Origin of the sequence: Mycobacterium sp. IS-1590 (assembly GCF_001500025.1) — a bacterium.
GTDB lineage: Bacteria > Actinomycetota > Actinomycetes > Mycobacteriales > Mycobacteriaceae > Mycobacterium.
In genome coordinates this window covers 48,969-62,217 of the sequence record NZ_LQIW01000008.1, presented here as the reverse complement: position 1 = coordinate 62,217, position 13,249 = coordinate 48,969, and the positions used below count along the sequence as shown (strand labels likewise).

General features: G+C 67.7%; 11 protein-coding genes and 1 pseudogene. 1 reads left to right on the top strand and 11 read right to left on the bottom strand.

Going from position 1 to position 13,249, the window contains the following annotated elements; translation table 11 throughout:
• The first annotated feature begins 96 nt into the window (after window positions 1-96).
• Window positions 97-762: a nitroreductase family protein gene (locus AU197_RS07885; protein ID WP_064401973.1), complete on the top strand. Its 666-nt coding sequence runs from the start codon at window positions 97-99 to the stop codon at window positions 760-762.
• 87 nt (window positions 763-849) lie between these two features.
• Here AU197_RS07885 and AU197_RS07880 read toward each other — a convergent pair whose 3' ends face one another.
• From AU197_RS07880 to AU197_RS07830, 11 genes and pseudogenes are all read right to left on the bottom strand, one after another.
• Window positions 850-1,716: a hypothetical protein gene (locus AU197_RS07880; RefSeq protein WP_064401972.1), complete on the bottom strand. Its 867-nt coding sequence runs from the start codon at window positions 1,714-1,716 to the stop codon at window positions 850-852.
• A 6-nt stretch (window positions 1,717-1,722) separates the two neighbouring features.
• On the bottom strand, window positions 1,723-2,148 hold the full coding sequence (locus AU197_RS07875) for a cupin domain-containing protein (protein ID WP_064401971.1): 426 nt from the start codon (window positions 2,146-2,148) through the stop codon (window positions 1,723-1,725).
• Between the two features lie 30 nt (window positions 2,149-2,178).
• Entirely contained in the window at window positions 2,179-2,901 is a 723-nt protein-coding gene (locus AU197_RS07870) for an SDR family NAD(P)-dependent oxidoreductase (protein ID WP_064401970.1), read from the bottom strand.
• A 13-nt stretch (window positions 2,902-2,914) separates the two neighbouring features.
• Window positions 2,915-3,523, bottom strand: a complete 609-nt coding sequence (locus AU197_RS07865; RefSeq protein ID WP_064401969.1) for a sigma-70 family RNA polymerase sigma factor — start codon at window positions 3,521-3,523, stop codon at window positions 2,915-2,917.
• 105 nt (window positions 3,524-3,628) lie between these two features.
• Window positions 3,629-4,294, bottom strand: a complete 666-nt coding sequence (locus tag AU197_RS07860) for a nitroreductase (protein WP_064401968.1) — start codon at window positions 4,292-4,294, stop codon at window positions 3,629-3,631.
• A gap of 242 nt (window positions 4,295-4,536) precedes the next feature.
• Window positions 4,537-7,335 carry a helix-turn-helix transcriptional regulator gene (locus AU197_RS07855; protein ID WP_064401967.1) on the bottom strand — a complete coding sequence of 933 codons (2,799 nt, stop codon included), beginning with the start codon at window positions 7,333-7,335 and terminating at the stop codon, window positions 4,537-4,539.
• Window positions 7,336-7,508: 173 nt separating this feature from the next.
• A pseudogene (locus tag AU197_RS07850) lies at window positions 7,509-8,263 on the bottom strand (SDR family oxidoreductase).
• A 249-nt stretch (window positions 8,264-8,512) separates the two neighbouring features.
• Complete coding sequence (locus tag AU197_RS07845) at window positions 8,513-9,616, bottom strand: spore photoproduct lyase family protein (RefSeq protein ID WP_502687865.1); 1,104 nt, start codon at window positions 9,614-9,616, stop codon at window positions 8,513-8,515.
• A 2-nt stretch (window positions 9,617-9,618) separates the two neighbouring features.
• Window positions 9,619-10,827 carry a flavin-containing monooxygenase gene (locus AU197_RS07840; protein ID WP_082696553.1) on the bottom strand — a complete coding sequence of 403 codons (1,209 nt, stop codon included), beginning with the start codon at window positions 10,825-10,827 and terminating at the stop codon, window positions 9,619-9,621.
• Window positions 10,828-11,904: an NAD-dependent epimerase/dehydratase family protein gene (locus tag AU197_RS07835; protein WP_064401965.1), complete on the bottom strand. Its 1,077-nt coding sequence runs from the start codon at window positions 11,902-11,904 to the stop codon at window positions 10,828-10,830.
• A gap of 38 nt (window positions 11,905-11,942) precedes the next feature.
• Complete coding sequence (locus tag AU197_RS07830) at window positions 11,943-13,064, bottom strand: alpha/beta hydrolase (RefSeq protein WP_156434343.1); 1,122 nt, start codon at window positions 13,062-13,064, stop codon at window positions 11,943-11,945.
• Between the last annotated feature and the right edge of the window lie 185 nt (window positions 13,065-13,249).

The following is a 13,249-nucleotide window of genomic DNA, read 5'->3' as shown; positions in this document are numbered from 1 at the left end:
GTACAGCACGTTATACGATCGTATAGCATTCCCTCAACGCGCCGGTCCTTCCCGCTAAGGTCGACGGGCAGGAGCAGGACCGCCGAACGGAGCAGCATGCCGCAGCCCACCAACGATGTCTGGGAGACGCTGGCCACCGCGCGGGCGATCCGCCGGTTCGCCGACGAACCCGTCGACGCGGAGACACTCGACCGGTGCCTCGAGGCCGCGACCTGGGCTCCCAACGGCGCCAACGCGCAGCTGTGGCGGTTCGTCGTACTCGACTCCCCCGAGCAGCGGGCCGTCGTCGCCCAAGCCGCTCAGGCGGCGTTGCGGTCCATCGAGTCGATCTACGGCATGAGCAGGCCCGCAGATGACGACCACAGCCGGGCCGCCCGCAACAACCGCGCGACCTACGAACTCCACGACCGCGCCGGTGAACTCACCTCGGTGCTCTTCACCGCGTTCCGCAACGAGTTCTCTTCGGAGTTCCTGCAGGGCGGCTCGATCTTCCCAGCGATGCAGAACTTCTACCTGGCCGCCCGCGCGCAGGGCCTCGGAGCGTGCTTCACCAGCTGGGCCTCGTACGACGGGGAGGCGCTGATCCGTGCGGCGGTCGGCGTGCCCGACGAGTGGGCGCTGGCCGGGCATATCGTCGTGGGCTGGCCCCGCGGCAGGCACGGCCCGGTGCGCCGACGCCCCATCGCCGACGTCGTCTTCCGCAACCATTGGGACGCCGGCCGCAGCGACATCATTTACGGCGCCGGCGCCCGCAAGCGCTGACCCCCCCTTCCGCGAGCGGCCGTGTTTGCGCACCGACACGCCGCGCACTGGCGACATTCGGCGGTCGCTCGCGGCGCATGAGAGACCTCAGACCGCCACCGCCAACCGGGCTGCTGGGTGCAGCCACTCCGCGACGTTGCGGACATAGTCCTTGAACGCACCCAGCCGAGCAGGATCCTGCTTGATCTGCGAGCCGGGCCGCTCGGTCACGAACGACGGTGCCCCACAGTCGATATCCCAGTTGTAGTCGGCGAAGTGATGAAATGTCGACTCGGCGACGGCCCGGCCCATCGGCCCGCCATCCGGCGCACACTCACCGTCGAGCAGAACCGCGAGGTTGAACACCCTACCGGTCGTCGCACTCCGGCCTTGCGCCAGCACAGCGGCGTTCGGCACGCCGTCCGCCGAGACCAGCCCCTCGTGCGGATGCGCGGGAAACCATTCGATCCGCCCGCTGGCGGTGCGACCGGTGCGCAGCAGCTCATGCGCCGGCTCGGACGTCAACACCCGCTGGTAGTCCCCGTTGGCCCCGGAATGGTAGTTCGGCCACGAGATGGCCGGGGTGTCGCGATCGTCGCACATCGTCTCCGGATCGATTGTGACATCGTGAAACTCGTTGACGAGGCCGAGTGAGCCGAGCCGGTTGAGACAACATCCGAGATCCTGATGGTCCCGCGCGGTGAGCACACCACCACCGGCGTGGCGAAACCGCATGATCGCCGCGGCCTCGACTTCGGTTAACCCGCTTCCGACGTCGACGGCCATGAGCCACAGCTGGTCATAGCCGAGCTCGTCGAGATGGCCGAGGACGGGGTCGTCGTCTCCGTCGACCCGGTTGCGCGCGACCACCTCGTGGCCTGCGGTGCGCAGTTCGTCGGCCAGCAGCGAGAACCTGGAGACGTCCCAGTCCTCCGGATGAGCACAGATCGTCGTCTGCAACAGGATTTTCGACATCGGAATTCACTCCTGCACAGCGGAGTCGGCGGACACGCGTAGGTGCCTGCGCGCGGCGAGTTCTGCCGCGTCGACCAACACCAACATCGGCTGATCCGGAACGCACAGCATCGTCACGGTGAAACGACAGCGCATGTCGTCGCGGTTGTTGGCGTCGGAGTAGTGAATGACGTCGCCGCCGGGTTCCCAGAACGCCTCACCGGCCCGGATCACCCGCGGCGGTTGGCCTTCCAGTTCGAACAACATCTCGCCTTCGAGCATGTAGCCGAATGCGGGCCCTCCGGGGTGCCGGTGTGGTGGGGCGCCGGGACTTCCCGGCGGGTAGTCGATGACGACGGTCATCGCATGTGCGTCTGCAGGGATGAATGGCGGTTGCGCCTCCTGCACGACGGTCAGGGCGTTCTCCCACGAGATGTCCTGGGTGTCGGTCATTGTCGTCCTCCTCCGGTCTTTTTGGATGGGTCAGGTGGCCGAGCCGCCACCGTCGACGTGCAACACCGAGCCGGTGATGAAGCTCGCGCGCGGTGAGGCCAGAAACAGCACCGCCTCGGCGATCTCCCGGGGCTTCGCCGTCCGCCCCAGGGGCAGCGCGCGGCCGAGCTCTTCATTGGTCTCGCCCCATTCAGCCTCGACCCCTTCGGTTTTCGTCGGACCGGGGGCGACGCTGTTGACACGGACGCCCCCCGGACCGAACTCGGCGGCCCACGTCCGGGTCAGCGACTCGACGGCCGCCTTGGATGCGCTGTACACGCCGGCTCCCGGCACGCCTTTGGACGCGACCATCGTGGTGACGTTGACGATCGAACCGTGTCCTCGCTGCAGCATTCCCGGGACCAGACCCGCCGCCAGAAAGTACGATCCACGCACGTTGGTGTCGAAGGTCAGCTCGAACGCGCCGACCTGCTGATCGACGGTGGTCGCCGCTGGAAAAGCGGCGGCGTTGTTGACCAGGATGTCGACGTCGCCGGCCTGCTCGAGCAGCGATGCGACCGAATCCATGTCCGAGAGGTCGGTACGGACGAAGCGCACGTTGCCGTCGATACCGGATGCGGCCCGCTCCCCTCGTTTGCCGTCTCGACCGGTGATGATCACCGCGGCTCCCTCGCGCGCGAACAGCCGCGCACAGGCGAGCCCGATCCCGGCTGTGCCACCGGTGATCAATGCGTTCTTGTAGGCCAACTCCATTGGTGTTCTCCAGTCAGGCGATGCAGTGTTCGAGGGTTTCTGCGGGTTCGTGGGCGAGGTGGGCCAGCGCGACGCGCAGTCGCTGCCTGGCACGCGAGATCCGCGACATCACGGTGCCCATCGGGATATCGAGGATCTTCGCCGTCTCGGCGTAGGTGTATCCCTCGACGTCGGCGTAGTAGAGAACCTCGCGGAAACCCTCCGGCATCGCGGCCATCGCCGCTTTGACGTCACCGTGGGGCAGGGCGTCGAGCACCTCGATCTCGGCCGATCGCAGCCCGCCGGGTTGGTGTGCGGCACAACCGAACAATTCGGCTTCGGTCATGTCGTCCGCCGGGACCTCGGTCACGCGGCGCTGTTTGCAGCGGTGCGCGCTGACCCAGCGGTTGTGGAGGATGCGGAACAGCCACGCCTTGAGGTTGCTGCCCTCCCGGAAGGACTCGAACCCGCTGTAGGCGTGCAGGAGCGCATCCTGGAGCAGGTCCTCGGCATCCGCGTCATTGCGGGCCAACCGGCGCGCTCCCCGCGCCAGTACCTCGAACAGGGGTTGAACGTCGCGCGTGAACCGTGCGGCGAGTTCTGGGTCCGAGGTGGTCCTGGTGGGAAGGGACGTGATGGTCATGATCCGGTCTCCTCGAGTCGCGGGTGTCACACCTCACGCTCGTCGGCGCTCAGGCAAAAGGAACCCTTGAGAACCCGTAGTCCACGGTCCGTAGTCCGTAGTGGGTCAGTCGTCGACGAAGCTGACGGTCTCCTCGAGCGGGGCCCGCCCTGTGCGGATGTAGACCTCGTCGGGGTCCCGGTAGCCGATCGACATGCCGCAGAACAGCATGAGCTCGTCGGGCGGTTCGACGATGTCCGCGACGGTTTCGCGGACCTGCGACCAGGCCATCTGCGGGCAGCTGTCCAGTCCCTCGGCCCGCAGGAGCACCATGACCGTCTGCAGGTACATGCCGACGTCGGCCCATTGCGGCCGGCCGAGATCCCGGTCGATGTAGCAGAACAGCGCCGCGGGGGCGCCGAAGCAGTCCCAGTTGGCGATCGCGGCCCGCTGCCGGGCTTCCCAGTCCTCGCGCTCGATGCCGAGCGCGCTGTAGCGCTCCCGGCCGAACGCCGATCGGCGCTCGCCGTACGGCGACTTCAGCTCGGACGGATACAGCTGGTACTCCCGCTCGTCCCACCGGTCGCCGGCGGCCACCCGCTCGGTGGCGAGCTTCTTGAGCCGCTCCAGGGGTTCACCGGTCACGATGTAGATGCGCCACGGCTGCAGGTTGGATCCCGACGGCGACCACCTGGCGGCGTCGAGCACACGCTCGAGCACCTCCAAGGGGACGGGTTCGTCGGTGAAGCCCCGCACCGCCCGTCTGCTCTTGACTGCGTCGTAGACGTCCATAACTCCTCCGCTTTTCGAAGATCACGCCTTTCGGCTGTGCTTCCAGCCTCGTCCGATCCGCGATCTGCCGAACCCTCGAACACCCGTGGTCACCGGGTCCTACGAACTCCGCGGATGATTCGGTCGCCGGCCATCCGTTCGACCGATCCACTGACGGAAAGCCCTCTCCCGCTACACCATTCCCTCAGAGGTTGCGAGCAGGATGTGCGCGGTGTCTGCGGACGGCAAGCTGGTCGAGCGATCTAACTCGCCCACGAGACGGTGCGAAGCTGTCTGCGGGAGGTGATGCCGAGCTTGACGAACACCTTGCGCAGATGCCATTCGACGGTGTGCGTGCTGATGAAGAGCTGGGCCCCGATTTCCTGATTCGTCAGACCGTCGGCGGCGAGCCGGGCGATCTGGGCTTCCTGGGCGGTCAGCTCGCCACCACCCGAACTCGACTGCTTTTTGCGCACCTTCTCACCGGTGGCCACCAGTTCGCGGCGCGCACGTTCGGCGAAGGCCTGCGCACCGATGCGCGTGAACGTCTCGTGGGCTTCGGTGAGTTCGCGCCGGGCGTCGATCCGGCGATTGGACCGGCGCAGCCATTCGCCGTAGAGCAGCCGGGCTCGCGCGACGTGTACGTTGATGCCGGCACGGTCCAGGCGTTCGATGGCCTCGGTGAACAGCCGATCCGCGTCGTCATTGTCGGCCAACAGGGCCTGCGCGTTGGCCACCGCGCCGAGTCCCCAGTCGGTGCCGCTGGCGCCCGCCCGCTCTTCGAGACGACCGAGGGCCCATCTGGCCACGTCCTCGGCCCCGGCGCGCGTCGCCGCCTCGACAAGTTCGAAAAGACACCACCCGTGGATTCCGAAGTCGTCGTAGTCACACGCCTCGCGCGCTGCGGCGAGCGCCTCCTCGTAGCGGCCGAGCCCGTTGTACAACAACGCGGTCGCATAACCCGTCAGACCGAGCAAACGGCCTTCGCCACTGGCGATTCCGTCGGCCGCGGCGCTCTCGAGCAGCGGAACGGCCTCCGTCGTGTCGCCGCGCCACGCGCTCAGCAGCACCCAGTGGTACCGCACCGGGGAGTTGTGGTCGGTGGCCGCGGTGATCGACGCGGCCTCTTCGAGAAGCTCCGCTGCCGTGGCGAATTCACCGGCCAAAGTGTGGACGCCGGCTCGGTAGATGAGTGCTCGCGGCAGGCCCGCGAGCGCCCCGGTTGAACGGGCATAGCGCACTGCGGCGGTCGACAACTTTCGCAATGTCCGCTCGTCCCACAGTTCGTGGGCCGAGGACTCCTGCAATATCGGGAATCCGGGTACCTTCAACCATCGGCCGACCGCGGTTTCGTCGGACTCCGCCTGCTCACACATCGCCTCCAGCCCCGCCCGCAACGCGGCCCAACCCTGTCCGACCCCGCCGGTGATCCGTTCGGCCACCCCTTTGAGCAGATGGTCAATGGCGCGCGGCAGTTCCGAGACATCCTGCAGCGCAACGCGTGCATCCTCGGCAGCTCGTACGAGCGCACCGGATTCCCCCAGGCGGCCCGCGTACATCAAAGCCGCGATTCCCTCGAGGTAGCTCTCCCTGGACGAATAACCGTCGACACCGTGGAGGCGGCGGGCGGCGTCCAGCAGCGGTGGCGCGGTCTGTGCCAGTCGCGGCGCACCGGCTTCACCCGCCCGGCTCCGGACGAAGTCCATCTGTGCCCGCAGCCGCGCCACCTGTGCCCGCTGCAGGTCGGTCAGGGGGCCGAGTTCAGCGATCGCGAGGAGTTCGTGTGCAGCTCCCGGTGCCGCGGCGTCCCGTTTGGCGTAAGCGGCCGCCAGTGCCCTCGCCCCACGCAGCAACGGGTCGGAGGTCAACGCGGTGGCGCGCTCCAAAAATGTTGCCGCCGCGGCTATTCCGCCTCTGCCCTGGGCCCGGGCGGCGGAGTTCTCCAGCTCGGCAGCGATCCCCTCGTCTGGGCCCGCCGCGGCGTTGGCCGCGTGCCACGCGCGGCGGTCCGGGTCGACCAAAGGATCGGTGACGTCGGCGAGGGCGCGGTGGACGGCACGGCGGTCCGGCAGCTCTGCTGCACGGTAGGCGGCCGAGCGGATCAGCGGGTGATGGAACCGCATCCGTGGGCCGAACTCGATGAGTCCGTCGGCTTCCGCGGGGGCGAGCTCGTCGACCGGGATGCCCATTTGCGCTGCGGCGCCGAGGAACAACGCCGCGTCGCCGATGGGTTCAGCGGCGGCGATGAGCAGCAATTGCCGGGTGGGTTGCGGTAGCGCCTGGATACGGCGGATGAAGCCCTGTTCGACCGCTGCCGCCGACGAGCGTTTACCCGATATCCAGAAACCACCCGAGAGTTCGGTCGCCGACACGCTGCGCGGCACCTCGAGGATGGCCAGCGGAATGCCGCGCGTCTCGGCGACGATGCGGTCACGCACCCGAGTGTCGATACCGCCGAACATCACCGATTCCAACAGTTCTCGCGCATCGGTGTCGGACAGCCCGTGGATCGGCAGCTCGGGCAGGCCGGCCAGCAGTTCGGGTCGGTCACGGACGGCGAACACCAACGCGACGGGTTCGGCGAGCAACCGGCGCGCGATGAAACCGAGTGTCTCCACCGAAACCTGGTCAAGCCATTGCGCATCGTCGACGACGCAGAGCACCGGTTGTTCGTCGGCCGCGGCGGCCAGCATGCTCAACACGGCGAGGCCGACCAGGAAGCGGTCGGGTGTCTCTCCGACTCCGCGACCGAACGCGACATTGAGCGCTTGGCGTTGTGGTTCGGGGATCGCGTCGAGATGCGCCATCAACGGGGCGCACAGCTGTTGCAGCCCCGCGAAAGCGAGTTCCATATCGGATTCCACACCGGCAACGTGCACGATCTGGAACCCGGACGCGGTTTCGCAGACGTAATCGAGCAGGGCCGTCTTACCGACGCCCGCCTCGCCGCGCAGGACCAGCACCTGACAACTACCCGACCGCACCGTCGCGACCAGGTTCTTCAGCGCCTCGCATTCGCGGGTGCGGCCACGGAGGGCTTGTGCTCCACCCTGGCCAGACATAGACACCACCGCGCTCTGGGGCGGACCCGCGACGGTCGCCGGCTTACCCGATCTTGGATCGTACGAGGCGCGCGGCGAGGGGTCCACACCGCGATTTGTGAGTGATTCCGCTCGCTGGGCGAACGTTTTCACTCACAAATCGCCCCGGGGGGCCGGGGGGGCGGGGGGCCGGGTCAGGCTGTCGCGGCGGCCTCCAGGATCCAGTCCTCGAACCGAGTGCCGAACAGCGTCGCGCCCTCACCGGGCACCAGCGTGCGTTCGGCCAGGTCGATGCCCCAGTACTTCGCCGACGGGTCGGTGACGACCTGACGGGTATCGCCGCGGGCGGTCAACGCTGTCCGGATCAGGTCGGGAAGCAGGAACTGCACCGGTCCGCCGATCTCGACGATGCGATTCACCGGCTCGTTCACCGCGGCGATCGCGAGCCCTTCGGCGACGTCGGCGGCGGCCATCGGCTGGAAGTACGCCGGCGGCATTCGCACCGTGTCACCCTCGGTCGCCGAGTCGGCGAGTGTCTGGAGGAACTCGAAGAATTGGGTGGCGTGCACGATCGTGAACGGGATCGGGCCGTCGCTGATCAGCCGTTCCTGATCGAGCTTGGCCTGGAAGTAGCCGCTCTGGGGGCCATCTGATCGGTGCCCACCACCGAGAGCGCGACGTGGTGGCCGACGCCTGCGGCCCGTTCGGCGTCGAGCAGGTTCGTCGTCGCGGTCTGGAAGAACTCTCGGGCCGAGTCGTCGAGTTGCGGCGAGTTCGAGACGTCGACCACCACCGCCGCCCCTTCGAGCGCGTCCCGCAAGCCCTCGCCGGTGAACGTGTTGACTCCGGTCGACGGCGCCGCAGCGACCGTGTCGTGGCCCTGCCGGTCCAGGATCTGCACCAGTTTCGAACCGATGAGGCCGGTTCCGCCGATGACGACGATCTTCATGATGAGCCTTCCGTTTGGTCGACAGCTTCCTGCCCACCAGAACGGATAGCCGCAAGCGAACTCATCCCGACCGCCGGAAAACCCTCCCGCGAGCGACCGGGTCTGCACGCGACACGCCGCGCGCAGCTGGCGTTGCGCGGTCGCTCGCGGCACTTGAGGGACCCACAGGCAACAGTGGAGGGACCCACAGGCGACAGTCGAGGGACCCAGTGGCGGCAATTGCGCGGTCCCTCGCGGCAGTTGAAACCGTCAGAACGCGTAGCGCACCCGGCACGTCGGTAGCTTCGCGGCGATCAGGTCGGTCAGCTCGGTGACCCAGCGACCTTTCCACGGCGTCTTGTAGCGCACGTTGAACTGCCCGCTCTGGCTGCGCTTGACCTGCTGCAGATCTGGACGCCACAACAGGTCCTCACCTCTGGGATGCCAGCCGAGGTTGACCTCGTGCAGGCCCTCGTTGTGGGTCAGGAAGATGATCTCGGCGGCCAACTGCTGTTTGGTGCGATCCGATGTGCCGTCGGCGATCTGCTCGAGCAACTCGGCCCACTCGGAGAGCCAATTCTCGTGTACGACAACGGGACTGAAGTTCAGATGTACCTCGTATCCGGCGTCGACGAAATCGTCGATCGCGGCGATCCGTTCGGCGATCTTCGACGTACGCACATCGAGCACCCGCGACGTCTCGACGGGCATCAGGCTGAATCGCACGCGGGTTCCGCCGCGGGGGTCGTAGTCGAGCAGACCGCGATTGACGAGCTTGGTCGCGAAGCTGGCCTTCGCGTTGGGAATTCGCGCGAACAGCTCGACGAGGTCTCGGACGTTGTCGGAGACCATCGCGTCCACAGAGCAGTCGTTGTTCTCGCCGATGTCATAGACCCAGTCGACCGGATCGCACTGGTTCGGGACCGGCTTCACGCCCTGCCGGGCGGCGTGACGATCGAGGTATCCGATGATCTTCTCGATGTTGGTGAACACCGTGATCGGGTTGGCGTAGCCCTTGCGGCGCGGGACGTAGCAGTACGAGCACGCCATCGCGCAGCCGTTGGCGGTGGACGGGGCGATCCAGTCGCTCGACCGCTCGTTGCGCCGCGCGCTGAGGCTCTTCTTCTCACCCAGCACCAGGACTTCCCGCTTGTTGCGGACCCAGTCCTCGACATTGCCCTCGTTTCCGTACAGACCGGGTATCGCCTGGTGCGACAACACCTCGATGCGCTCGGCGTCGGGGAAGCGTTCGAGTACCTGACATGCGCGGGAGAACCGCTCGATGTCGGGCTCGTGGTAGATCCGCTTGATATCAAGAAGACGGTCGGCGAGGGCGGCGGGTGCGCGCCGGGCCACGGCGTCCGGGTCGGCCACTGTCATGCCTCGTTCAACGAACGACGGCCGCGCTGCGATGCAGTTGATCTTGTTGGCTGGCAATGATGTTCGTCACTCCCGCCGAGGTGGCCGGCGATATCGCGCGCGATCGGCGAGGCCTGTAGGCGGAAGGACCGGAGCGGTCCGATCAGCGGCTCGTCGTATCCGGCGAACCACAGCCCCGGCGCTGCGGCAGGCACCCCGTTGCCCTTCGGGGCGCCCTCGTCGTCCAACACGTCGTGATGGCCCACGAGTGGCTCGAGTCCACGCCGGTAGCCGGTCGCGGCGATCACCGCGTCGGGTGCCAGCGAGCTGCCGTCGGACAGCACCACCCTCTCACCGTCGAACGACTCCACTGCGGCGACAACCTCGATGCGCCCCGCCTTGACATGCGGGACGAGCTGGTCTCCGATCGTCGGGATCTGTTCGTCGGTCAGCAGCGCCGAATAGATCCCCCGCCGCGGCACCGGCAGCCCCTGGCGACGAAGGTCTCCGAACCACACCCTGCGCATCAATGCGGCCGCCCGGTCCAGTACGGGCACCGGCAGGCGTTCGAACGCCGCGCTGAACGTGTCGACCGGTATCCCTGCGGCCGACCGGGGCACGAGATGCGGCGGTGTGCGCACCGCCATCCGCACCCGCCGGGCTACTGATGAGCTGAGCTGCAACGCGATGTCGACCGCGGAGTTCCCCGCGCCCGCCACCAGCACGTCGCGGCCGGCGAACGGCGTGGCGTTGCGGTAGCGCGCGGAGTGCAGCACCTCGCCGGCGAACGACTCGATTCCGGGCCACTGGGGCAGCACCGGTGTGTGGTAGTTGCCGGTCGCGACGACGACGGCCTCCGCGGTGATCGAGGCGTCCCCGGTCGACAGTCGCCAACCACGTCGCTCCCGATCCACCCGAACCACGTTGACGCCCAAGGCTAATCGCAGAGACTGCCGCTGAACGTAATCGTCGAAGTAGTCGACCATGTCGTCGCGGTTCGGCCAGCGTCCGTAGCGCAGTGGTATCCGCTGCCCGGGCAGATGTGACCACCACCCACAGGTGTTGAGCCGGAACCCGTCGTAGCGGTTCCGCCACGCCGATGCCACCGCATCCGCCCGATCGACGACGAGCGCGTCGACACCGCACTCGTGGCGCAATTGTCGTGCGATCGCCAGTCCGCAGGGACCGGCGCCGACGATGACGACGGACTCGTCGTGCTCGGCCATCTACGGCAGGCGTCGTGTCGTCAGCAGGCCCTCGGTGAGGTCGCGTTGGAACTGCTCGATCAGCGACCGGCGTCGCAGGGGCGGACTCTCGGTGTGCGCTTGTCGGGCCACCCCGCCGATGACGTCGGCGAGCGCGTCGACCGCATTCCACCGGGGGCTCCAGCCGAGTTCGGCCTCGGCGCGCCCACAGTCGAGCAGCGGAACGCTGAACGCCATGTCGAGCCAACCCCGGTCGATGGGCTGCAGCCGGGCCCGCCAGCTGAAATCGACCAGGGCCCCGAGCGCCCCCGAGGACACGTGGACCGGTTTCGCGTGCAACACCTCGGCGACCTGCGCGCGGCCCACCGGGGGTTCGGCCGCCACATTGAACGGCCCGCTCGCACCGCGCTCGATCACCCTGGCCAGCGCGTCGGCGACATCGTCGGCATGGATCAGCGGGATGCACAGGCGCCGGTCCAGCGGCAGCACCGGCAACAGGGGAATCGCGAGCATCGGCACATAACCGGGCAGGGCGTAACGCATCAGGCCGCTGGCCGCGGCGCGCTGCACGATGAAGCCGGGGCGCATGCGCGCAATCGGAACTCCCGCCGCCCCGTTCTGGCGTTCGTAATCGTCGAGCAGCGCTTCCGCGTCCGACTTGTCGCGGCTGTAGGGGGAGGTCCGGATGCCGGTGGTCGGCCACGACTCGTCGACGTACTGCCCGTAGCGGCCCGGCGCGTAGGCGCCGACCGACGACTGGTGCACCAGCCGACCGACCCGCGCGTCATGCGCCGCCTCGAGGACGGCAGCCGTGCCGCCGACGCCGACGCGGTTCAGGTATCCGGTGTTGCGGGTCGGCTGAAAACCCCATGCGAGGTGGACGACGGCGTCGGCGCCGTCGAAGAGCCCGCGCAGCTGGGTGGCCGCGTCGGGATCGGCGAGGTCGAGTTTGTGCCAACGGATCCGCCCATAGACACCGGTCTGCTCGGGCGGCCTTCGCACCACCCCGACGATGTCGTGTTCGGTGCCGCTCTCGGTGAGCCGCCGCAGCAACGCGGTTCCCACGTTGCCGGAGGCTCCGGTGATGACGATGCGCATGCCTGCAGACTTCCCGCGTTGCGCCCGATCAACACGGGTCAGACGGCTGCGGCGCTCAGACTTTCGAGTTGCCGGGATCGGACACCGTTGAGGAACCTACCGACCTCGACCGCAAGCCGACGCGCGTGCGACGAGTCCACAAGGTCGAACGCATGGCCGGCACGCCGAATTTCGGCGTATTCCACAGGATTTCGTGACACCGCACGCAATTCTTCGGCGAACACGCGGGCCTCCCCGACGGGAATGATCGTGTCCTGCTCACCGTGGATGAGGAAGAACGGCGGCGCATCGGCATGGATTCGCGCCAGCGGTGACGCAGCAGCGAAGACGTCTGGCTCGCGAGACTGCTTGCGCCCGACGACAACTCGTTCCAGGAAGTTCTGGAAGTTCTTGCGCGTGGGCGTCGAACGGTCCTGCCAGTCATACCGGCCGTAGATTCCGACGACGGCGTCGACGGTGGTGTCGGCGTCCTCGGTGAGCTCGCCGCGGAACCTCGGGTCACCGGGAGTCAGGCCCGCAAGGGAGGCCAGGTGGCCGCCCGCGGAGCAGCCGGCGATCGCGACGAAGTTCCGGTCGCCACCGTATTTGTCGACGTTGGCACGCGCCCACGCGATCGCCGCGTTGACGTCGCCGATATGGCGAGGCCAACGGTGCACCGGGGAAACCCGGTAGTCCATCGTCAGACACACCCAACCCTGCTTGACCAGGTGATGCAGCATCGTGTGCCCCTGCATGACGCGAGAGCCCTGCACCCACGCGCCGCCGGGGACGAACAACAGCACCGGCGCATCCGGCGGCAGGTCGGGCAGCCGCCACACGTCGAGCAACTGGGCGGGATGGTCGCCGTAGCGCACCGAGCTGCGATAGAGGCACCGCTGACGCTGTGCGCGGAAGCGCAGGTAGGGCGGCATCCGCTTACCGCGCGAGGGTGTGATGGCCTCGTTGGAGACATCGACGGGCGCGGCGGCCGCCGGCTCGGCGCTGAGACGGCGCGAAACCATACCCTTCAGCGCTGCGGGCGCGTAGTGGTGGCCGTACATCATCATCGCGGTCAGGCCCGCGAACGGCTCGAGGTGCCTGCCGACCACCGGTAGCGAGGAGTACATCCGCGTCGAGGCCATGACCAGGTCGAACGGGTGCAATGAGCGGTTAACAGACATCGTTACCCAGCCATCGCCAGGTCGGTGTCGCCGGCGCGACCGCTGCAGGACCCACAGACGGCTTCTTCGAGGCTGAAATGCCCGCACGTGGGGCAGATGAACTCGAGCATGCGTTACGCCTTTCGAGACTTGTGTCATGCCGACTTTCTGCAGCCCGCCTCACATACCCCGGCGTCTGGGCGGCG

Coding starts and splice junctions, on each gene's coding strand:
- AU197_RS07885 (WP_064401973.1), top strand. CDS start 97: ATGCCGCAGCCCACCAACGATGTCTGGGAGACGCTGGCCACCGCGCGG.
- AU197_RS07880 (WP_064401972.1), bottom strand. CDS start 1,716: ATGTCGAAAATCCTGTTGCAGACGACGATCTGTGCTCATCCGGAGGAC.
- AU197_RS07875 (WP_064401971.1), bottom strand. CDS start 2,148: ATGACCGACACCCAGGACATCTCGTGGGAGAACGCCCTGACCGTCGTG.
- AU197_RS07870 (WP_064401970.1), bottom strand. CDS start 2,901: ATGGAGTTGGCCTACAAGAACGCATTGATCACCGGTGGCACAGCCGGG.
- AU197_RS07865 (WP_064401969.1), bottom strand. CDS start 3,523: ATGACCATCACGTCCCTTCCCACCAGGACCACCTCGGACCCAGAACTC.
- AU197_RS07860 (WP_064401968.1), bottom strand. CDS start 4,294: ATGGACGTCTACGACGCAGTCAAGAGCAGACGGGCGGTGCGGGGCTTC.
- AU197_RS07855 (WP_064401967.1), bottom strand. CDS start 7,335: ATGTCTGGCCAGGGTGGAGCACAAGCCCTCCGTGGCCGCACCCGCGAA.
- AU197_RS07840 (WP_082696553.1), bottom strand. CDS start 10,827: ATGGCCGAGCACGACGAGTCCGTCGTCATCGTCGGCGCCGGTCCCTGC.
- AU197_RS07835 (WP_064401965.1), bottom strand. CDS start 11,904: ATGCGCATCGTCATCACCGGAGCCTCCGGCAACGTGGGAACCGCGTTG.
- AU197_RS07830 (WP_156434343.1), bottom strand. CDS start 13,064: ATGTCTGTTAACCGCTCATTGCACCCGTTCGACCTGGTCATGGCCTCG.